The organism is Streptomyces sp. NPDC006743 (assembly GCF_040703815.1).
Lineage (GTDB): Bacteria > Actinomycetota > Actinomycetes > Streptomycetales > Streptomycetaceae > Streptomyces.
Genome location: NZ_JBEYJA010000044.1, coordinates 19,617 through 37,463, shown reverse-complemented (window position 1 = coordinate 37,463; position 17,847 = coordinate 19,617). Strand labels below are relative to the sequence as shown.

15 protein-coding genes are annotated in these 17,847 nt (G+C 74.0%); 5 read left to right on the top strand and 10 right to left on the bottom strand.

The window, feature by feature from the left end:
* Positions 1 to 141: 141 nt before the first annotated feature.
* The 3 genes from ABZ719_RS28440 to ABZ719_RS28430 are packed head-to-tail and all read right to left on the bottom strand — an operon-like array spanning position 142 to position 4,791.
* A complete protein-coding gene (locus tag ABZ719_RS28440; RefSeq protein ID WP_366728033.1) occupies positions 142 to 2,340 on the bottom strand; it encodes a 3-hydroxyacyl-CoA dehydrogenase NAD-binding domain-containing protein in 2,199 nt (732 codons plus the stop codon).
* Between the two features lie 34 nt (positions 2,341 to 2,374).
* Entirely contained in the window at positions 2,375 to 3,589 is a 1,215-nt protein-coding gene (locus ABZ719_RS28435) for an acetyl-CoA C-acetyltransferase (RefSeq protein ID WP_366728032.1), read from the bottom strand.
* 11 nt (positions 3,590 to 3,600) lie between these two features.
* Entirely contained in the window at positions 3,601 to 4,791 is a 1,191-nt protein-coding gene (locus tag ABZ719_RS28430; protein WP_366728031.1) for a CaiB/BaiF CoA-transferase family protein, read from the bottom strand.
* Positions 4,792 to 5,072: 281 nt separating this feature from the next.
* Here ABZ719_RS28430 and ABZ719_RS28425 point away from each other — a divergent pair, with 281 nt between their 5' ends.
* Positions 5,073 to 6,254: a saccharopine dehydrogenase NADP-binding domain-containing protein gene (locus ABZ719_RS28425; protein ID WP_366728030.1), complete on the top strand. Its 1,182-nt coding sequence runs from the start codon at positions 5,073 to 5,075 to the stop codon at positions 6,252 to 6,254.
* A gap of 27 nt (positions 6,255 to 6,281) precedes the next feature.
* Here ABZ719_RS28425 and ABZ719_RS28420 read toward each other — a convergent pair whose 3' ends face one another.
* The 3 genes from ABZ719_RS28420 to ABZ719_RS28410 all read right to left on the bottom strand — a co-directional run bounded on the left by ABZ719_RS28420 (position 6,282) and on the right by ABZ719_RS28410 (position 8,969).
* Positions 6,282 to 7,022, bottom strand: coding sequence for an endonuclease V (locus ABZ719_RS28420; RefSeq protein WP_366728029.1), 741 nt, complete (start codon positions 7,020 to 7,022; stop codon positions 6,282 to 6,284).
* A gap of 260 nt (positions 7,023 to 7,282) precedes the next feature.
* Positions 7,283 to 7,609 carry a plasmid stabilization protein gene (locus ABZ719_RS28415; protein ID WP_366728028.1) on the bottom strand — a complete coding sequence of 109 codons (327 nt, stop codon included), beginning with the start codon at positions 7,607 to 7,609 and terminating at the stop codon, positions 7,283 to 7,285.
* 70 nt (positions 7,610 to 7,679) lie between these two features.
* The gene (locus ABZ719_RS28410) at positions 7,680 to 8,969 is read right to left on the bottom strand and encodes an oxidoreductase (protein WP_366728027.1); all 1,290 of its coding nucleotides are present in this window, start codon (positions 8,967 to 8,969) and stop codon (positions 7,680 to 7,682) included.
* A gap of 460 nt (positions 8,970 to 9,429) precedes the next feature.
* Here ABZ719_RS28410 and ABZ719_RS28405 point away from each other — a divergent pair, with 460 nt between their 5' ends.
* Complete coding sequence (locus ABZ719_RS28405; protein ID WP_366728026.1) at positions 9,430 to 9,846, top strand: SsgA family sporulation/cell division regulator; 417 nt, start codon at positions 9,430 to 9,432, stop codon at positions 9,844 to 9,846.
* Between the two features lie 30 nt (positions 9,847 to 9,876).
* On the opposite strand, the gene ABZ719_RS28400 is transcribed toward ABZ719_RS28405, so the two are convergent.
* Positions 9,877 to 10,614 (bottom strand): GPP34 family phosphoprotein, encoded by a 738-nt coding sequence (locus tag ABZ719_RS28400; protein ID WP_366728025.1) that lies wholly within the window; start codon positions 10,612 to 10,614, stop codon positions 9,877 to 9,879.
* Between the two features lie 325 nt (positions 10,615 to 10,939).
* Here ABZ719_RS28400 and ABZ719_RS28395 point away from each other — a divergent pair, with 325 nt between their 5' ends.
* Both ABZ719_RS28395 and ABZ719_RS28390 read left to right on the top strand, forming a co-directional pair.
* Complete coding sequence (locus tag ABZ719_RS28395; RefSeq protein WP_366728024.1) at positions 10,940 to 12,565, top strand: ABC-F family ATP-binding cassette domain-containing protein; 1,626 nt, start codon at positions 10,940 to 10,942, stop codon at positions 12,563 to 12,565.
* A gap of 351 nt (positions 12,566 to 12,916) precedes the next feature.
* Complete coding sequence (locus tag ABZ719_RS28390) at positions 12,917 to 13,891, top strand: acyl-ACP desaturase (protein WP_366728023.1); 975 nt, start codon at positions 12,917 to 12,919, stop codon at positions 13,889 to 13,891.
* Positions 13,892 to 14,096: 205 nt separating this feature from the next.
* Here the strand turns inward: ABZ719_RS28390 and ABZ719_RS28385 are convergent, their stop codons facing one another.
* Complete coding sequence (locus ABZ719_RS28385) at positions 14,097 to 14,342, bottom strand: WhiB family transcriptional regulator (RefSeq protein ID WP_366728022.1); 246 nt, start codon at positions 14,340 to 14,342, stop codon at positions 14,097 to 14,099.
* A gap of 204 nt (positions 14,343 to 14,546) precedes the next feature.
* Between ABZ719_RS28385 and ABZ719_RS28380 the strand changes: the two genes are divergently transcribed.
* Positions 14,547 to 15,350, top strand: coding sequence for a VOC family protein (locus ABZ719_RS28380; protein ID WP_366728021.1), 804 nt, complete (start codon positions 14,547 to 14,549; stop codon positions 15,348 to 15,350).
* A gap of 31 nt (positions 15,351 to 15,381) precedes the next feature.
* Here the strand turns inward: ABZ719_RS28380 and ABZ719_RS28375 are convergent, their stop codons facing one another.
* Both ABZ719_RS28375 and ligD read right to left on the bottom strand, forming a co-directional pair.
* A complete protein-coding gene (locus tag ABZ719_RS28375) occupies positions 15,382 to 16,428 on the bottom strand; it encodes a LacI family DNA-binding transcriptional regulator (protein ID WP_366728020.1) in 1,047 nt (348 codons plus the stop codon).
* A 375-nt stretch (positions 16,429 to 16,803) separates the two neighbouring features.
* On the bottom strand, positions 16,804 to 17,841 hold the full coding sequence (gene ligD, locus ABZ719_RS28370; RefSeq protein ID WP_366728019.1) for a non-homologous end-joining DNA ligase: 1,038 nt from the start codon (positions 17,839 to 17,841) through the stop codon (positions 16,804 to 16,806).
* Positions 17,842 to 17,847 lie beyond the last annotated feature (6 nt).

Below are 17,847 nucleotides of genomic sequence, written 5' to 3'. Positions count from 1 at the left end.
GCGCCGGGCGCGGCCCCGGACGGACGAGGCACGGGAGGACCTGGCGGAGGGGGCCGGAGCGGAGGAGGCGCGGGAGAGCCGGGCGGAGGAGGCGCGGGCGGAGGGCGCGCCGCCGGGCACGCCCTCCGCCTGAGCCGCGGCTCAGCGCTGGTCGGTGAAGGTCTCCCCCTTCTCCGCCTTGGCGACCAGCAGGGCGGGCGGGGTGAACCGCTCGCCGTAGCGCTCGGCGAGTTCGCGCGCGCGGGCCACGAAGCCGGGCAGACCGGTCGCTCCCCCGGTGCCGCCGTCGTAGCCGTTGATGTACTGCAGGACGCCGCCGGTCCACCCGGGGAAGCCGATGCCGAAGACCGAGCCGATGTTGGCGTCGGCGACGGAGGTCAGGACGCCCTCCTCCAGCAGGCGGACCGTGTCCAGCGCCTCGGAGAAGAGCATCCGCTCCTGCATGTCGCGGAACGGGATCTCGTGCCCCGCCTTGGTGAAGTGTTCGCGCAGGCCCGGCCACAGGCCGGCGCGCCGGCCGTCCTCGCCGTACTCGTAGAAGCCCGCGCCGCCGCTGCGGCCGGTGCGGCCGAACTCGTCGACCATGCGGTCGATGACGGCCTCGGCGGGGTGCGTGACCCAGGTGCCGCCCGCCTCCTCGACGGCCCGCTTCGACTCACGCCGGATCTTGCGGGGCAGGGTGAGGGTCAGCTCGTCCATGAGCGCGAGCACCTTGGCCGGGTAGCCGGCCTGGGCCGCCGCCTGCTCGACGGAGGCGGGCTCGATGCCCTCGCCCACCATGGCCACGCCTTCGTTGATGAAGTGGCCGATCACCCGGGAGGTGAAGAAGCCGCGCGAGTCGTTGACGACGATCGGCGTCTTGTTGATCTGCCGGACCAGGTCGAAGGCGCGGGCCAGGGCCTCGTCGCCGGTGCGCTCGCCCTTGATGATCTCCACCAGGGGCATCTTGTCGACGGGCGAGAAGAAGTGCAGCCCGATGAAGTCGCCCTGCCGCTGCACGCCCTCGGCGAGCGCGGTGATGGGCAGTGTGGAGGTGTTGGAGCACAGCAGCGCGTCCGGGGCGACGACGTGCTCGATCTCCTGGAACACCTTGTGCTTGAGCGCCGTGTCCTCGAAGACCGCCTCGATCACCGCGTCGCAGCCCGCGAGGTCGGCGGCGTCGGCGGTGGGGGTGATGCGGGCGAGCAGCGCGTCCGCCTTCTCCTGGCTGGTCCGGCCCCGGGAGACGGCCTTGGCGCACAGCTTCTCGGAGTAGCCCCTGCCCTTGACGGCGGCCTCCAGCGAGACGTCCTTGAGGACGACCTCGATGCCCGCGCGGGCGCACGCGTAGGCGATGCCCGCGCCCATCATCCCGGCGCCGAGCACGGCGACCCTGCGGACCTGGCGGGGCTCGACGCCCCGGGGGCGGTTGGCGCCGGAGTTGACCGCCTGGAGGTCGAAGAAGAACGCCTGGATCATGTTCTTGGAGGTCTGCCCGGCGGCCAGCTCGACGAAGTAGCGGGCCTCGATGACCTGGGCGGTCTCGAAGTCGACCTGGGCGCCCTCGACGGCGGCGGCCATGATGTTGCGCGGCGCGGGGTAGGGCGCGCCGCCCGTCTGCTTGCGCAGGTTGGCCGGGAAGGCGGGCAGGTTGGCGGCGAACTTCGGGTGGGACGGGGTGCCGCCGGGGATGCGGTAGCCGGGCCGGTCCCAGGGCTGGGCGGACTCGGGGTGGGCGTCGATGAAGGCGCGGGCCTTGGCGAGCATGTCCTCGCGGGTGCCGGCGACCTCGTCGACCAGGCCGTTGTCCAGGGCGCGACGCGGGTTGTACTGGGTGCCCTGGAGGAGCACCTTCAGCAGGGCGTCGGTGATGCCGAGCATCCGGACGGTGCGGACGACTCCGCCGCCGCCGGGCAGCAGGCCGAGGGTGACCTCGGGGCAGCCGATCTTGGAGCCCGGGGCGTCCAGGGCGACGCGGTGGTGGCAGGCGAGGGCGATCTCGTAGCCGCCGCCGAGGGCCGCGCCGTTCAGGGCGGCGACGACGGGCTTGCCGAGGGTCTCGATGCGGCGCAGGTCCCGCTTGACCGCCATACCGCCGTCGAAGAGGTCCTGGGCGGTCTCGGGGGTGACGCGGATCAGGTCACGCAGGTCGCCGCCGGCGAAGAACGTCTTCTTGGCGGAGGTGACGATGACGCCGCGGACGGTGTCCTTCTCGGCCTCCAGACGGTCCGCGACCGCGGCGAGCGAGGTGCGGAACGCCTGGTTCATGGTGTTCGCGGACTGGTCCGGGTCGTCGAGGACGAGGGTGACGACACCGGTGTCGTCCTGTTCCCAGCGGATGGTGGTGGACTCGGTGGTCATGAGGAGGGGCTCCAGGTGATCCGTCGGGAGGGGGTCAGATGCGCTCGACGATGGTGGCGATGCCCATGCCGCCGCCCACGCACAGGGTGGCGAGGCCGTACCGCTTGTCCTGGCGCTCCAGTTCGTCGACGAGGGTGCCGAGGATCATCGCGCCGGTGGCGCCGAGGGGGTGGCCCAGCGCGATGGCGCCGCCGTTGACGTTGACCTTGTCCAGGCTCAGGCCCATGTCCTTGACGAAGCGCAGCACCACCGCCGCGAAGGCCTCGTTGATCTCGACCAGGTCGATGTCGTCGATGCCCAGGCCGGCCCTGGCCAGCGCCTTGCGGGTGGCCGGAGCGGGTCCGGTGAGCATGATGGTGGGCTCGGATCCGGAGACGGCGGCGGAGACGATCCGCGCCCGCGGGGTGAGTCCGTAGCGCTCGCCGACCTCCTTGGAGCCGATGGCGACCAGGGAGGCGCCGTCGACGATGCCGGAGGAATTGCCCGCGTGGTGGACGTGGTCGATCTTCTCCACCCAGTGGTACTTCTGGAGCGCCACGGCGTCGAAGCCGCCGAGTTCGCCGATGTCGGCGAAGGAGGGCTTGAGCTTCGCCAGCGAGTCGGCGGTAGTGCCGGGGCGCGGGTGCTCGTCGTGGTCCAGGACGGTGAGGCCGCTGCGGTCCTTCACCGGCACGACGGAACGCTCGAAGCGGCCCTCCTTCCAGGCGGTGGCCGCGCGCTCCTGGGACAGGGCCGCGTACTCGTCCACGTCGCGGCGGGAGAAGCCCTCGATGGTGGCGATGAGGTCGGCGCCGATGCCCTGGGGCACGAAGTTGGTGGCCAGGTTGGTCATCGGGTCGTTGAACCAGGCGCCGCCGTCCGAGGCCATCGGCACCCGGGACATCGACTCGACGCCGCCCGCCAGGACCAGATCCTCCCAGCCGGAGCGCACCTTGGCGGCGGCCAGGTTGACGGCTTCCAGGCCCGAGGCGCAGAAGCGGTTCTCCTGTACGCCGGCGACGGTGTCCGGGAGTCCCGCGGCGATGGCGGCGATGCGGGCGATGTCGGAGCCCTGGTCGCCGACGGGGCCGACGACGCCGAGCACGATGTCGTCCACGGCGGCCGGGTCGAGGTCCGGGAAGCGGCGGCGGACCTCGTGGATGAGGCCGACGACCAGGTCGACGGGCTTCGTGCCGTGCAGGGCGCCGTTCGCCTTGCCGCGTCCGCGGGGGGTGCGGATCGCGTCGTACACGTACGCTTCGGTGGTCACTGGCAGGCCTTTCACTGAGGGGTGTCCCGGGGGACTGTCGGGGGCCGGGTCGCCGGCGGGGTCGTCTCGGGCGGGGCGGACAGGGCGGGTACGTCCCAGTCGCGGGCCACCGCCTCGGTGCCGGCGCCGGGGCGGGCGGGGGCGGTGCGCACGGTGGTGGGTGTCGCGGAGAAGCGGGGCGCGGGCGCCGGCTGGATGATGCCGCCGTGGTCGGTGAAGGTGCCGCGGGCGGCGAGGTGCGGGTGGTGCGGGGCCTCGCGCAGCGACAGCACGGGCGCCACACAGGCGTCGGAGTCCTCGAACACGGCGGTCCACTCCTCGCGGGTGCGGGCGCGGAAACGGGCGGCGATCACCTCGCGCAGCTCGCCCCAGCGGGCCGTGTCGTCGCGCTCCGGCACCTGGCCGGGGACGCCGAGGAGCTTCATGAACTCGGCGTAGAAGCGCGGCTCCAGGGCGCCGACGGCCATGTGGCGTCCGTCGGCGGTCTCGTAGGTGCCGTAGAAGGGACAGCCGCCGTCCAGGAGGTTGGCCGCGCGCCGGTCCTGCCAGGCGCCGGCGGCGAGCATGCCGTGGATCATCGTGGAGAGGTGGGCGGTGCCGTCGACGACGGCGGCGTCGACGACCTGTCCGGTGCCGGTCGCGCGCGCGTGGTGGAGGGCGGCGAGGACGCCGACGACGAGGTAGAGGGAGCCGCCGGCGTAGTCGCCGAGGAGGTTGGCGGGAACGGCGGGGGGCCGGTCCGCGTCGCCGATCATGCCGAGCGCGCCGGTGACGGCGATGTAGGCGATGTCGTGTCCCGCGCGCGGGGCGAGCGGGCCGTCCTGGCCCCAGCCGGTCATCCGGCCGTAGACCAGGCGGGGGTTGCGGGCGTGGCAGGCGTCGGGGCCGACGCCGAGGCGTTCGGCCACGCCGGGGCGGTAGCCCTCGACGAGGATGTCGGCGCGGGCGGCCAGGTCGAGGACGCGGGCGGGGCCGTCCGGGGACTTCAGGTCGACGACCACCGAACGCTTGTTGCGGTGGGTCGGGTCGGCGGCCGGGTCGATCCCGAGGCCGGCGCCGCCGGGGCGGTCGACCCGGACCACGTCGGCCCCGAGGTCGGCCAGGAGCATGGCGGCGAAGGGGCCGGGGCCGATACCGGCCAGCTCGACCACGCGGACGCCGCTCAGCGGGCCGTCGCGCCCGGGCACCTGTGCCGTTGCCATCCCAGCCCCCTTGCTGTGACACAACCGATGTAACACCGATGATGCTAAGAACGCGCCGCGCCGGGCACAAGCCCTGAACGAGCAAGCGCTTAGCCCAGGGTCCGGCCGAGGCGTGCCGCCCGCCGCCGCGGCGGATGCCGCCCGCCGTCACCCGCACCGCCGGTCGCCACTCCTTCACGCTAGCCTCGGCCACCGACAGTGGCACGGGATCGCGGTCCGGCGGGGCGAGGGATGCCGCGGGCGGGCGGTGAGGGGGGCGTCATGAGCAGACCAGGAGTGTCATGAGCAGGGCAAAGAAGACGGAACGTCCGTACGACATCGTGCTCTTCGGAGCGACCGGTTTCGTGGGGACCCTCACCGCCCGGTACCTGGCCGCGCACGCCCCCGAGGGGCTGCGCTGGGCCGTCGCGGGCCGCAGTGAGCGCCGGCTGGAGGAGCTGCGGGAGCGGCTGCCCGGCGGCGCGGGCGCCGGGGTGCTGCGGGCGGACGCGGCCGACCCGGCGTCGCTGCGTGAACTGGCCCGGCGCACGCGCGTGCTGGCCACGACCGTGGGCCCCTACGTGACCCACGGCGAGGAACTGGTCGCCGCCTGCGCGGACAGCGGCACCGACTACCTCGACCTCACCGGCGAGCCCGAGTTCGTCGACCTGGTGTACGTCCGGCACGACACGCGCGCGCGGGAGACCGGCGCACGTCTGGTGCACGCCTGCGGCTTCGACTCGGTACCGCACGACCTGGGCGTGTACGTCACCGTGCGGGAGCTGCCCGAGGGCGTGCCGCTGACGGTGGACGGGTTCGTCCGGGTGGACGCGGCCTTCTCCGGCGGGACGCTGGCCTCGGCGCTCAACCAGTTCGCCCGTCCCCTGCGGATGCGGGCGGCCGCCCGGGACCGCGCGCGGCACGAGCCGAGGCTGCCGGGGCGGCGGGTGTCCGCGCCGGTGGGCGCGCCCCGGTTCGCGGCGGAGGCCGGCGCCTGGGCGCTGCCGCTGCCGACCCTCGACCCGCGGATCGTCGCGCGTTCGGCGCGGGCGCTGGAACGGTACGGTCCCGACTTCCGCTACCGCCACTACGCGGCCGTCCGGCACCTGCCCGTCGCCCTCGGCGGGGTCGCCGCCGTCGGTACGCTCGCGGCGGTCGCCCAACTGCCGCCGGCCCGGCGCTGGTTGTCCGGCCGGCTCAGCCCCGGACAGGGCCCGAGCCCCGAGCGGCGGGCCAGGAGCTGGTTCTCGGCGCGCTTCGTGGGCGAGGGCGGCGGCCGGCGGGTGCGCACCGAGGTGGCGGGCGGTGACCCCGGGTACGACGAGACGGCGAAGATGTTCGCGGAATCGGCCCTGTGCCTCGCCCTGGACGAGCTGCCGGCGACGGCCGGCCAGGTGACGACGGCCGTCGCCATGGGCGACGCGCTGGTGCGGCGGCTGCGCGACGCGGGGATCACGTTCCGGACGAGCGTGGCGAGGCGGTAGGGGCCGGTGCGGCGGTGCGCGTGCGGCTCAGGCCGACCGCGTCGGGTCCGTGGTCCTCGCCGGCGTCGGGTCCGTGGCTTCCCTCAGTGCGCGGCGGCACAGCGCGTCGGCCCTGCGGGTCGTCTCCGGCAGCCGGTAGGACGGGGTGAGGGCGAGGGTGTGCGCGCAGGCGTTGTCCAGGGTGACCCGGTGGCCCACGGAGACGAAGACGGGTTTGACACCGTCGCGTGTGCGCAGCGCGCGGCCGACTTCCTCCCGGCCGTCGGCCAGGAGCGGCGCGACGCTGCCGCGCGGGGCGGCCGGGTCGTCGTGGGTGAAGGTGAACGGGTTCTTCGCGACCCCGATGGCCGGCAGCCCGGTCAGGACGCCGAGGTGACTGGCGAGGCCGAAGCGGCGGGGGTGGGCGAGGCCGTAGCCGTCGCAGACGACCAGGCCGGGCTCCCGGTCCAGGGCGGCGAGGGCGGCCAGCACCGCGGGGATCTCCCGGAAGGCCAGCAGACCGGGCACGTACGGGAAGGAGATCCGGCCCACCGCGGTGGCCTCGGCCACCACCCGCAGAGTGGCCGCGTCCAGCACGACGGCCGCCGCGGCCACCACGTCCCGCTCGTCGTCGTAGGCCACGTCGACGCCCGTGACGTGGCCTGTCCCCGGCTCCGGGCCGCGCTCGTCCAGCACCACCCGGGCCCGCAGCTGGTCCTGCACGGCCAGGGCCTGCGCCTCGGTCGCGGGCCAGCCTTCGGGGATGCCCACGGTCGTCGTGATCGTCATGACGGACGAGCGTACGACGCCCGCGACGGCAGGGGGACACGGGGAACCGCCGGGCCGGGGTGAACCCGCGGGCGAGGGGCGGACCCGAGTGCGGACGTCGGGCCGGGGCCCGCGGTCCCGTGGCCGGGCGGGCGGCGTTCGAGGTCGGGTGGTGGGGCGGACTAGAGGTCCGCCGGCCGGGCGGGGCGGGCTCGCGGTCCGTGCCGTCCGTACCGCGTACGTCCGTACCGGGGCGTGCCCGTCCCGCTCGCGGGCTCGGCTCAGTGCTTGCCCAGGGCCTGCTGGAGCTGCTGCTTGTTCATGTCCGAGCGGCCGTGGATGTTGCGCCGCTTGGCCTCCTCGTACAGCTGGTCGTAGGTGGGTCCCTCGGAGCCCCGGCCCGAGCGCTGGCCGCCGCGCTTGCCGGAGGACATGTCCTGCGTGGAGGTGCGGCTCGCGGTCTTGGACTCGCCGGAGCGCGCGCGCTCCTTGTTCACCGTGCGCGCGGCGATCTCCTTGGCGCGGCCGGTGCTCTCCCCCCGGTCCTGCGCGCTCTCCTTGATGTGCTCGTACTGGCGCTCCCGCTTGGAGCTGGAACCGCGTGGCATACCGTTCACTTCCTCTCTGTCAAGGAACGGATACCCGCATCCTGGAACAGTTCGTCATATCAGGCGATATTCAATCCTCCAGTCGAGCGATACGGCCCTTCTCACCGGATGCCCAGCAGCCGCCGTCCCAGGCGCAGTCCACGGTGTCGTACGAACCGGTGTCGACCGTGCGCCAGGTCCGGCCGCCGTCGGTGGTGAGGTCGGTTCCGGTCGGGCCGACGGCGAGCGCGCTCGCGCGCGTGTGCGGGATCCAGACGGCGCCGGAGCGGTAGGCCGGCGGCGGCGTGGTCGAGGGCCGCCAGGTACGGCCGCCGTCGGCGGTGGTGGCGGAGGAGTCCGGCGACGCCTGGCCCGGACGGTAGTCGCCGCCGACCGCGAGCCCGTGCGTCCGGTCCCGGAAGGCGAGCGCGAAGACGCCCTTGGCGGGGTCGCCCGCCGGGAGCGGCGCGTCGGCGGCCCGCCAGGTCAGCCCGCGGTCCGCGGAGTGCAGCACGCGCGCGCGTGCGCCTCCCCCGGTGGCGAGCCAGACGTCCCGCGGCCCGGCGGTGACCAGGCACTGGCCGCTCGCGGCGAATCCCGCCTCGCCGGGCTGCGCGGCCGGCATGCCCCGGTCGGACAGGACCTTCCAGGAGCGCCCGCCGTCACTGGTGGACAGGACACGGAACTTGCCGTTCACCGGGTCGCTCACGGCCAGGCCGTGCCGGTGGTCGAAGAAGGCGAGGCAGTCGTAGAAGGCTGCGGCGTCGGTGTTGCGGAAGGACTCCGTCCAGGTGGCTCCGCCGTCGTCGGTGCGGTAGACGCGGGAGGCCTCGCCCTCGCCGACGGCCAGGACCACGGCGCGCCGCGCGTCGAACGCCTCGACGTCGCGGAACTCCAGGTCCGCCGCGCCGGCCGGCGAGACGTTCCGCCAGGAGGCGCCGCCGTCGGTGGTCCGCAGCACGGTGCCGCCGGTGCCGGCCACCCAGGCGGTGCGGCGGCTCACGGCGGACAGGCCCCGGAAGCGGGCGTCCGGCGTGCCGCCGTCCTCGAGCCGCCACTGCGGCGCGTGGGGGCGGTGCGCGTGGGGGCCGCCGTGCACCGGCCCGGCCGCCTGCGCGGGCACCGCCGCCAGCACGGCGAGCGCCACCGCCCCCACGAGCCCGGCCGGCCGGCGGCCGGCACGGAGGGCCGGGGCGGCCGGGCGGGTCACGGACTCCGCCTGTGCCGTGGGCCGTGCCCCGGTCGCGGGGCTCGCGCCACCGGCGCCACCAGTTCCGGTCGTCCGCGGCGTACGCTCCGTCCACTCCGTCCGGTTCGTCAGGTCCGTCAGGTCCGTCAGGTCCGTCAGGTCCGTCGGCATCACCCGGCTCGTCGGGATCATCCGGCCCGTCAGAATCGTCGGGCTCGTCGGGCTCGCCGATCCCGTCCGTCGCTTCGTTCCCCAGCGCCTCAGTTCCATGGCGGGCGAAGCTAGCCCACTCCCCCGGCGGCGTCCAGACGACCCCGGACCCCAACTGGCCCCGCCCGCACGGGAAGAGGGCGGCGCACGGGTGCGGGGGTCCGCCGCGCCGCCTCCGGGCAGCCGCGGAACGGGCGCCCGGAAGGGACGCCCTCGACGGCCCACGGCCCCTCCGCCTCCGGCTCCGGCGATCCGTCGGCAGCCCGCGGCCGCTGCCCGCCGGAGACACTCGTCACTTCCGTGCATGAACGCGGTGACCGAGGTCACTCGCTTCTCATGTGCACTGAACGGCTGATTCAGTCGTCTCCTCCAGTGCCCGGTGTCCCGGCTTCATCCACCCGGACGTGTCCCCAGCCGTCAGACGTCACAAGGGAGCAAGGCGTTGTCCACCGTCATCGAGCAGACCGTCGAGGCGCGCCTGGTCGCCGCCGCGCCGCGGATGCCCAGCATTCCCGCAACGTTGCACTACGACCTGAGCGACCCGTTCGCGGTCCGTATGTCCTTCCCCGCCCCCGCCACCCTGGAAGGCGTGGAGGTCTGCTGGACGTTCGCCCGCGACCTGCTGGCGGCCGGGATGCAGGAGCCGGAGGGCCACGGGGACGTCCGGGTGCGGCCGTACGGCTACGACCGCACCGTCCTGGAGTTCCACGCCCCGGAGGGCACCGCGGTGGTGCACGTCCGCAGCGGTGAGATCCGGCGGTTCCTCCACGCCACCAGCGAACTGGTGCCCGTCGGCTCCGAACACCGCCAGCTCGACCTCGACCACGACCTGGCCGTGCTCATGGGGGACGCCTGCTAGGGCCCCGGCAGATGTCCGGGAGGCCCGGGGTCAGGTCGCCCGGGGCGACGGCTCCGGGGCCGGGGACATCCGCTGCAGCGCGGTCCGGATCTCCCGGACGACCGTGCGCAGGGCCGGGTCCGCCGCCGCGCTGCGTTCGGCCAGTTGCTCGAGCCGTTCCTCCAGTTCCCCGGCGGACGGCCGGTGGTGTCCGCCGTCCCCGCCGCCGGACAGGACGGTGCGCAGCCCGGCGGCCGACGCGAGGACGACGAGGGCCGCGTCCCGCGCGGAGACCTCCGCGGCGGATCGCGCGCCGTCGAGCGCCCGCCGCGCCCCGGCCCGCAGCGCGTCCGCCACGTCGGCGCGTTCCAGGGTGTGCCCGGTGACCGGCAGCACACCGAGCCGGCGCCGTCTGCGTGCGCGCAGGCACCCCTCGGCGGCCAGCTGGTCCCGTACGGCCGTCAGGGTGTACCCGGCCCGCAGGGTCACCCAGGACCCCCAGGGGCGGGGCCGTGACTCACGGACGAGTTCGAGCAGGCCGTCCAGCACCGCGTCCCCGGTGGCGGCGTCGAGGTCGACGGGGGTGGCGATGCCGTCGTCGTCGACGAGCAGTCCGCGCTGGGCCAGCTCGGTGAGGGCGCCCGCCCGGACCAGGTGCTGCGGGCGGCCGGTCCCGGCGGCCCCTTCCGGTGCGGGATCCGGGTCCCAGGCCAGCAGACACAGCCGGGCAGGCAGCGAGAACCGGTCGGGGGCGGACCGGTCACGTGTCACGGGCGAGCCGTCGGGCATGGGCCGGATGACCTCCTTCACGCGGGGGGGCGCGGGGCCCGCCCGGAAAGCCGTTGACAGCCGTACCCGCCACTCCTACGGTGTACGACGTCCCTGTTGCCGCCGATCGGAGAAGGACGTTGCTCGTCTGAGGTCCTGAGACACCGCGTCACACCGCACAGGTGTGTGCGTTGCGTGCGACCTCGGCGTCGAGCCGTCCCGGAGGAAGTCGGCCCAGGGCTTTTCTCATGCCCGGTGGAGTCCGTCCTACACGGTGCCCGTCGTCTCGCGGTGTCCAGACACGCGTGTGCCCCTGCCCACCACACCGAGCAACCGCGAGGCGCCCATGTCCGCATCCCTCACCTGCACCTCCCTGTCCTTCGCCTGGCCCGACGGCACCCCGGTCCTCACCGGGCTCGACATCGCCTTCGGACCGGGCCGCACCGGCCTCGTCGGGGCCAACGGCTCGGGGAAGTCGACCCTGTTGAAACTGATCGCAGGTGAACTGACCCCGTCCGACGGCGTCGTCCGCACGGCCGGCGAGATCGGTCACCTCCCGCAGAACGTCACCCTGGACACCGCGCTCCGGGTCGACCAGGCCCTCGGCATCGCCCGGCGGCGGGCCGCACTGCACGCCATCGAGGCGGGCGACGCGTCCGAGGAGCACTTCGAGACCGTCGGCGACGACTGGGACGTCGAAGAACGCGCCCTGGCCACCCTCGGTGAACTCGGTCTCGGCCACATCGGTCTGGACCGCACGGTCGGCGAGGTGTCCGGCGGCGAGTCGGTGCTGCTGCGGCTGGCCGCGCTGCTGCTGCGCCGGCCCGACGTGCTGCTGCTGGACGAGCCGACCAACAACCTCGACCTGTACGCGCGGCGGCGGCTGTACGCGACCGTGTCCGCCTGGCCGGGCACGCTGGTCGTGGTCAGCCATGACCGCGAACTGCTGGAGCTGGTCGACCAGATCGCCGACCTGCGGGCCGGCCAGGTCAGCTGGTACGGCGGCAACTTCTCGGCGTACGAGGAGGCCCTCGCCGTCGAACAGGAGGCCGCCGAACGGATGGTCCGCGTCGCCGAGGCCGACCTGCGCAAGCAGAAGCGCGAACTGGCCGACGCGCACGTCAAACTGTCCCGCCGCAAGCGGTACGGCCAGAAGATGTACGACACCAAGCGTGAGCCCCGGGCGGTGATGAAGCAGCGCAGACGCACGGCTCAGGAGTCCGCGGGCAAGCACCGCATCATGCACCAGGAGAAGCTCGCCGAGGCCAGGGAACGGCTCGACGAGGCGGTGGAGGCGGTGCGCGAGGACGACGAGATCCGCGTCGAACTGCCGTACACGGCGGTGCCGGCGGGCCGTACGGTCCTCACCCTGCGCCACCTGGAACTGGCGTACGGCGCGCAGGTGCGCGGCGGGCTCGACGTGCACGGCCCGGAGCGCGTCGCGCTGCTCGGCCGCAACGGCGCCGGGAAGACGACCCTGCTGCGCACGGTGGCCGGGGAACTGGCGCCGGTGTCGGGGGAGGCGGAGGTACACGTTCCGCTGAGGTTCCTGCCGCAGCGGCTCGACGTGCTCGACGGCGGGCTGAGCATCGCCGAGAACGTGGCCCGCCTCGCGCCGGGCGCCACGGAGAACCTGATCCGGGCCCGTCTGGCCCGCTTCCTGTTCCGGGGCGCCCGGGCCGACCAGAAGGCGGCGACCCTGTCCGGCGGGGAACGCTTCCGGGCCACGCTGGCCGCGCTCATGCTCGCCGAACCGGCGCCGCAACTGCTGCTGCTCGACGAGCCGACGAACAACCTCGACATGGCGAGCGTGCGCCGGCTGACGGCCGCCCTGGAGTCCTACGAGGGCGCGCTGCTCGTGGCCGGCCACGACGTGCCGTTCCTGGAGTCCATCGGCATCACGCGGTGGCTGCTCCTGGAGGAGGGAGAGCTGAAGGAGACCACACGGGAGGCGATCGTGGAACTGGCCTAGCCTGTCTGCCCGCTGCGGAGGACGGAAGGGTGTGACATCGCTCTCGGTGCCGTTGCCGGAGCGGCAGGGCCGGCCCCGCCGACGGCCCTCCCTCCGGCGCCGGGACCTGCGCCTTGCGCAGCCTCGCACGACCGGCCGGCTTCCCGGAGCCGGTGACCTGATCAGTGATCTTTACGGCCCCCTTAACCTACGGGTTCGTAACCTACGGATTCGTAGCCTACGATCCCGTAGGTTCGAGTGATCGGACCGGCACCGCTCGCCGGTTCGGCCCGTCCTCCCCCGCCGTTTCCGTCTCCCTCAGTTCCGCTGTTCCGCCGGCCCCGCCCGGCACGCGCGTCCCCTGGAGTAACCTTGACGATCACCTCCCCTCACCTCGGCAGTTCGTCCGCCTGGACCGACGCACGGATGCTGTACGCGCTGGAGGAGGTGGTCGAGAAGGAACTCGACCGGCACCTGCGGGTCGCCAAGGAGTGGATGCCGCACGAGTACGTCCCCTGGAGCGACGGCCGCAACTTCCCCGGTCTGTTCGCGGACGGCGAGGCGTGGGACAAGGAACAGTCGAAGGTGACGGAGATCGGCCGGATCGCCCTCGTCGTCAACCTGCTGACCGAGGACAACCTCCCCAGCTACCACCACGAGATCGCGACGCTCTTCGGCCGGGACGGCGCCTGGGGCACGTGGGTGCACCGCTGGACCGCCGAGGAGGGCCGGCACGGCATCGTGATGCGCGACTACCTGCTCACCTCGCGCGCGGTCGACCCGGACAAGCTGGAGCGGTTCCGGATGGCGCACATGAGCGAGGGCTTCGAGTCCGACAACAGTCACTCGATGCTGCACTCGGTCGCCTACGTCGCTTTCCAGGAACTGGCCACCCGCATCTCGCACCGCAACACCGGCCACCAGTCGGGCGACCCGGTCTGCGACCGCATGCTGGCGCGCATCGCGACCGACGAGAACCTGCACATGATCTTCTACCGCAATCTGCTGAAGGCGGCCTTCGAGATCGCGCCCGACCTCACCATGCAGGCGGTGCGGGACGTCGTGGTCAATTTCCGCATGCCGGGCCACGGCATTCCCGGCTTCGAGCGGGCCGCCGCCCAGATGGCCATCGGCGAGGTCTACAACCTGCGCATCCACCACGACGACGTGCTCCAGCCGGTGCTGCGCTTCCTGAAGGTCATGGAGATCGACGGGCTGGGCCCCGAGGGCCGGCAGGCGCAGGAGGAGCTGGGCATGTTCATGGGCGGGCTGAACGCCGAGGCCACGACGTTCGACGAGCGGCTGGCGGCGCGCAAGGCGCGGATGGCGGCGCGAGCGAGCGCCTGACCGGACACCGGCGCACCACGCCGGATCGCCGGCGGACGGGGCTGGGGCCGGACGGCGGACGACGCCGGATCACCGGCGGGCAGGGCTGTGACGTCGGCGGACGAAGTCCGGGTCACCCGCGGACGGGTCCGGGTCACCCGCGGACGGGTCCGGGTCACCCGCGGACGGGTCCGGGAACGGCGGAAGCTGTGCGGTGGGCCGCTCGCTAGCGGGCCGCTCGCCGCAGGCTCTGCCGTTCCTTTTCGGACAGGCCGCCCCAGACGCCGAAGCGTTCGTCGTTGGCCAGCGCGTACTCCAGGCAGGCCGGGCGCATCTCGCACAGGGCGCAGATGCGCTTCGCCTCGCGCACGGAACTGCCCGGCTCGGGGAAGAAGAAGTCACCCCCGGTCTGTGCGCACAGGGCCTGGGCCTGCCAGGCGGGGGCGTCCGGGGTGATCGTCTCGATGTGCATGAGCCAGATCGTGCAGGGCGGCGAAAAACGTTCGATCAACGCGGGATCAACACCGCGTCCGGGAGCGCCCTCCCCCGGATGATCCGCCGCCGGTGGCCCCTGCGCACGGCGGCGCGCGGAGCCGGAGCCTTCCGGCAGCGGTCGACGGTGGGCGGTGCGAGACTCGGCAGAGCAGGCAACGGGTCCCTTCGAAGGAGGGCGACGATGCTCACCACCCGTTTCGTGGACGGCGCTCCGAACTGGACCGATGTCGCCACCCCCGACATCGACGGCGCCCGTTCCTTCTACGCCGGGCTCTTCGGCTGGGACTTCCGCTCCGCGGGCCCCGACGCCGGCGGCTACGGCTTCTTCCAGCTCGACGGCAGGGTCGTGGCCGGCGGCATGCCGGTGACGGCGGAGCAGGCTCCGTCGTCGTGGACCGTGTACTTCCGGTGCGGCGACGCACAGGCCACCGCGAAGGCCGCCGAGGAGGCGCACGGCAGAGTGCTGGCCGGGCCGGTGGACGTGATGGACCAGGGGCGCGTGGCGCTCCTCGCCGACCGGGCGGGCGCGACCTTCGGCCTCTGGCAGCCGGGGCACCGCAAGGGCCTGGACGCCGCCGGTGAGCCGGGCTCGCTGTGCTGGGCCGAGCTGTACACGCCGGACCTCGCGGCGGCGGCCGCGTTCTACCACCGGGTGCTCGGCCTGGAGACCTCGGCGGTCTCGTTCCCCGGTGGCTCCTACACCTGCGTCAATCCCGCCGCCGGCGGGGAGGACGCCATGTTCGGCGGCATCGTCCCGCTGGGCGACGGCCCGGTCGAGGCGGCTGCGGGGGCGGCCGGGGCCCACTGGCTGCCGTACTTCGACGTCGCGGACGCGGACGCCGTCGTCGGCCGGGCACGTGACCTGGGCGGTACGGTCCGCATGGCGGCCACCGACATCCCGGGCGTCGGCCGCGTGGCCCGGCTCGCCGACCCGCACGGCGCCCGCTTCGCGGTGCTCGGTGCGGCGCCGCGGCAGCAGGCCTGAGCGAGCGCCGGGGCCGCACGGCGGGCGGGGGCTATGCCGAGGCCCGGCGGACCAAGGTGGTGGGCAGGACGATGCCGCGCCGGCCGTCCTGCGTCCGCCGGCCGGGGCCCGTGGGAGTCGGGGCGTGACGGTCACCCAGCAGGAGGCGGGCCATCAGGCGGCCCATCCCCTCGATGTCCTGACGGACGGTCGTCAGCGGCGGCTCGGTCTGCTCCGCGACGGGCAGCATGTCGTCGAACCCGACGACCGCGACGTCCTCGGGCACCCGCAGTCGGCGTTCGCGCAGCACGCGCAGGGCGCCCGCGGCGCTCAGGTCGTTGGCGGCGAACACGGCGTCCAGGCCGGGCAGCCGGTCGAGGAGTTCCCGCATGGCGCGCTCTCCCCCGGCGGGCGTGAAGTCGCTCACCGCGACCAGCCCCGGGTCGTCGTCGCCCACGACGTCGCGGAAGCCTTCGAGCCGGTCCGCCGCCGAGGTCTGGTCCAGCGGCCCGGAGATGTGGGCGATCCGCCTGCGGCCGAGTCCGGCCAGATGCCGTACGGCCGTCCGGGCGCCGCCCCGGTTGTCGCTGTCGACGTACACCGCCTCCCGGGTGCCGTCGCTCCAGCCGGGCCGGCCGCCGAACACGGTCGGCACACCGGCGCGCTGGATCAGTCCGGGCAGCGGGTCGTCGAGGTGGAGGGAGAAGACCAGCGCGCCGTCGACGTGACCGCCGGCGAGATAGCGTCCGACCCGGGCGTGGTCCTCGCGGCCCTCCGTGAGCAGCAGCACGAGCTGGGCGTCGTGGGCCGTCAGTTCCTTGCTGATCCCGCGCAGTTGCCGCGCGAAGAAGGGGTCGGCGAAGACGCGTGTCTCCGGTTCGGCGATGACGACGGCGACGGCGTCGTGCCGCTTGGTCACCAGGCTGCGGGCCGCCTGGTTGGGGACGTACCCGAGTTCCTCCACCGCCTGCCGGACCCGCGCGGCGAGCGGCTCGCGCACGCCCTCCCCGCCGTTGACCACCCGGGACACGGTGGCCCGGGACACGCCCGCCCGCGCGGCCACGGCCTCCAGCGTCGGACGCGGCGCTGTCTCGCTCACTTCGGGGCTCCTCACAGGCGGCTGCGGCACAGGATAGCTCCGCGTCCGCCACCGGATGAGAGCGCTCTCCCCACCCGGAACCGTTCGGGCCGGCCGGTGCCCTGGCCCGGTCCCGTGGATCCCGACCCAGGCGGCGGCCCTCCCGGCCGGGGCCACGGCCGACCCGAGGAGTCACGGCCCGGGTTCTCGCCGGGCCCCGACGACCCGGACACGGACGGACGGCGGTTCGGGTCCGGGTACACCGGTCTCCGGGTACATCGGGGTCCGGGTACACGGGGGTCCGGGCGCACGGCACCTGGACATCGTCTCCCGCCGCGGCATCCGGACCGAGGAGCTGTGGCGCCCCTCGGGACCGAGGGCCCGTGCGCCAGCCGATCAGGTGACGGCCGGGCCCTCCTGCTCCTTGCGTGCCCTGGCCCGGCTCGGCTGCACCCGCTTCGGCTCCCCCGGCATCTTCGGGTACTCGGGCGGGTAGGGCAGGTCGCCGAGACCGTGGTCGCGTTCGTCCCGGGCGGCGAGGTCCAGCAGCGCCTCCAGCGAGAACGCGTGGTCGTCCATGCCGGCGTGCACGTCCCCGGCCTCGGCGAACCGGGCGGGCATGGTCGTGATGTCGAAGTCGCGGGGCTCGGCGACACCGACCTCCTCCCAGCGCAGCGGCGCCGAGACGGGGGCGTGCGGGCGGGGGCGCACCGAGTAGGCGGAGGCGATGGTGCGGTCACGGGCGGTCTGGTTGTAGTCGACGAAGATGCGGGCGCCGCGCTCCTCCTTCCACCACTTGGTGGTCACCTGCTGCGGCATCCGGCGCTCCAGCTCCCGGCCGGCCGCGATGGCGGCCCGCCGCACCTGGGTGAACGTCCAGCGGGGCTCGATGGGGACGAAGACGTGCAGGCCGCGTCCGCCGGAGGTCTTGGGCCAGCCGCGCAGTCCGCCGAACTCCTCCAGGACGGCGCGCAGTTCACCGGCGGCACGGACGGCGTCGGCGTAGTCGGTACCGGGCTGCGGGTCCAGGTCGATGCGCAGTTCGTCGGGGTGTTCGACGTCGTCGCGCCGCACCGGCCAGGGGTGGAAGGTGAGGGTGCCGTACTGGGCCGCCCAGACGACCGCCGCCTGCTCGGTGGGGCACATCTCGTCGGCGCTGCGGCCGCTGGGGAAGGTGATGTGGGCGGTCGGGATCCAGTCGGGCATGCCCTTGGGCGCCCGTTTCTGGAAGAACCACTCGCCCTCGATGCCGTCCGGGTAGCGCTCCAGGGTGGTGGGCCGCTCCCGCAGGGCGCGCAGGATGCCGGGGGCGACCGCCTGGTAGTACCGGGCGACGTCCAGCTTGGTGTACCCGTGCTCCGGGAAGAAGACCTTGTCCGGGCTGGACAGCCTGACGGTCCGGCCGGCCACGTCGAGTTCCACCGCATCGCCCATGCGAGA

Excerpts from the sequence above, each read along its gene's own strand:
- ABZ719_RS28440 (WP_366728033.1), bottom strand. The coding sequence starts at position 2,340 with ATGACCACCGAGTCCACCACCATCCGCTGGGAACAGGACGACACCGGT.
- ABZ719_RS28430 (WP_366728031.1), bottom strand. The coding sequence starts at position 4,791 with ATGGCAACGGCACAGGTGCCCGGGCGCGACGGCCCGCTGAGCGGCGTC.
- ABZ719_RS28425 (WP_366728030.1), top strand. The coding sequence starts at position 5,073 with ATGAGCAGGGCAAAGAAGACGGAACGTCCGTACGACATCGTGCTCTTC.
- ABZ719_RS28420 (WP_366728029.1), bottom strand. The coding sequence starts at position 7,022 with ATGACGATCACGACGACCGTGGGCATCCCCGAAGGCTGGCCCGCGACC.
- ABZ719_RS28415 (WP_366728028.1), bottom strand. The coding sequence starts at position 7,609 with ATGCCACGCGGTTCCAGCTCCAAGCGGGAGCGCCAGTACGAGCACATC.
- ABZ719_RS28410 (WP_366728027.1), bottom strand. The coding sequence starts at position 8,969 with ATGATCCCGACGAGCCGGGTGATGCCGACGGACCTGACGGACCTGACG.
- ABZ719_RS28400 (WP_366728025.1), bottom strand. The coding sequence starts at position 10,614 with ATGCCCGACGGCTCGCCCGTGACACGTGACCGGTCCGCCCCCGACCGG.
- ABZ719_RS28395 (WP_366728024.1), top strand. The coding sequence starts at position 10,940 with ATGTCCGCATCCCTCACCTGCACCTCCCTGTCCTTCGCCTGGCCCGAC.
- ABZ719_RS28385 (WP_366728022.1), bottom strand. The coding sequence starts at position 14,342 with ATGCACATCGAGACGATCACCCCGGACGCCCCCGCCTGGCAGGCCCAG.
- ABZ719_RS28380 (WP_366728021.1), top strand. The coding sequence starts at position 14,547 with ATGCTCACCACCCGTTTCGTGGACGGCGCTCCGAACTGGACCGATGTC.
- ligD (WP_366728019.1), bottom strand. The coding sequence starts at position 17,841 with ATGGGCGATGCGGTGGAACTCGACGTGGCCGGCCGGACCGTCAGGCTG.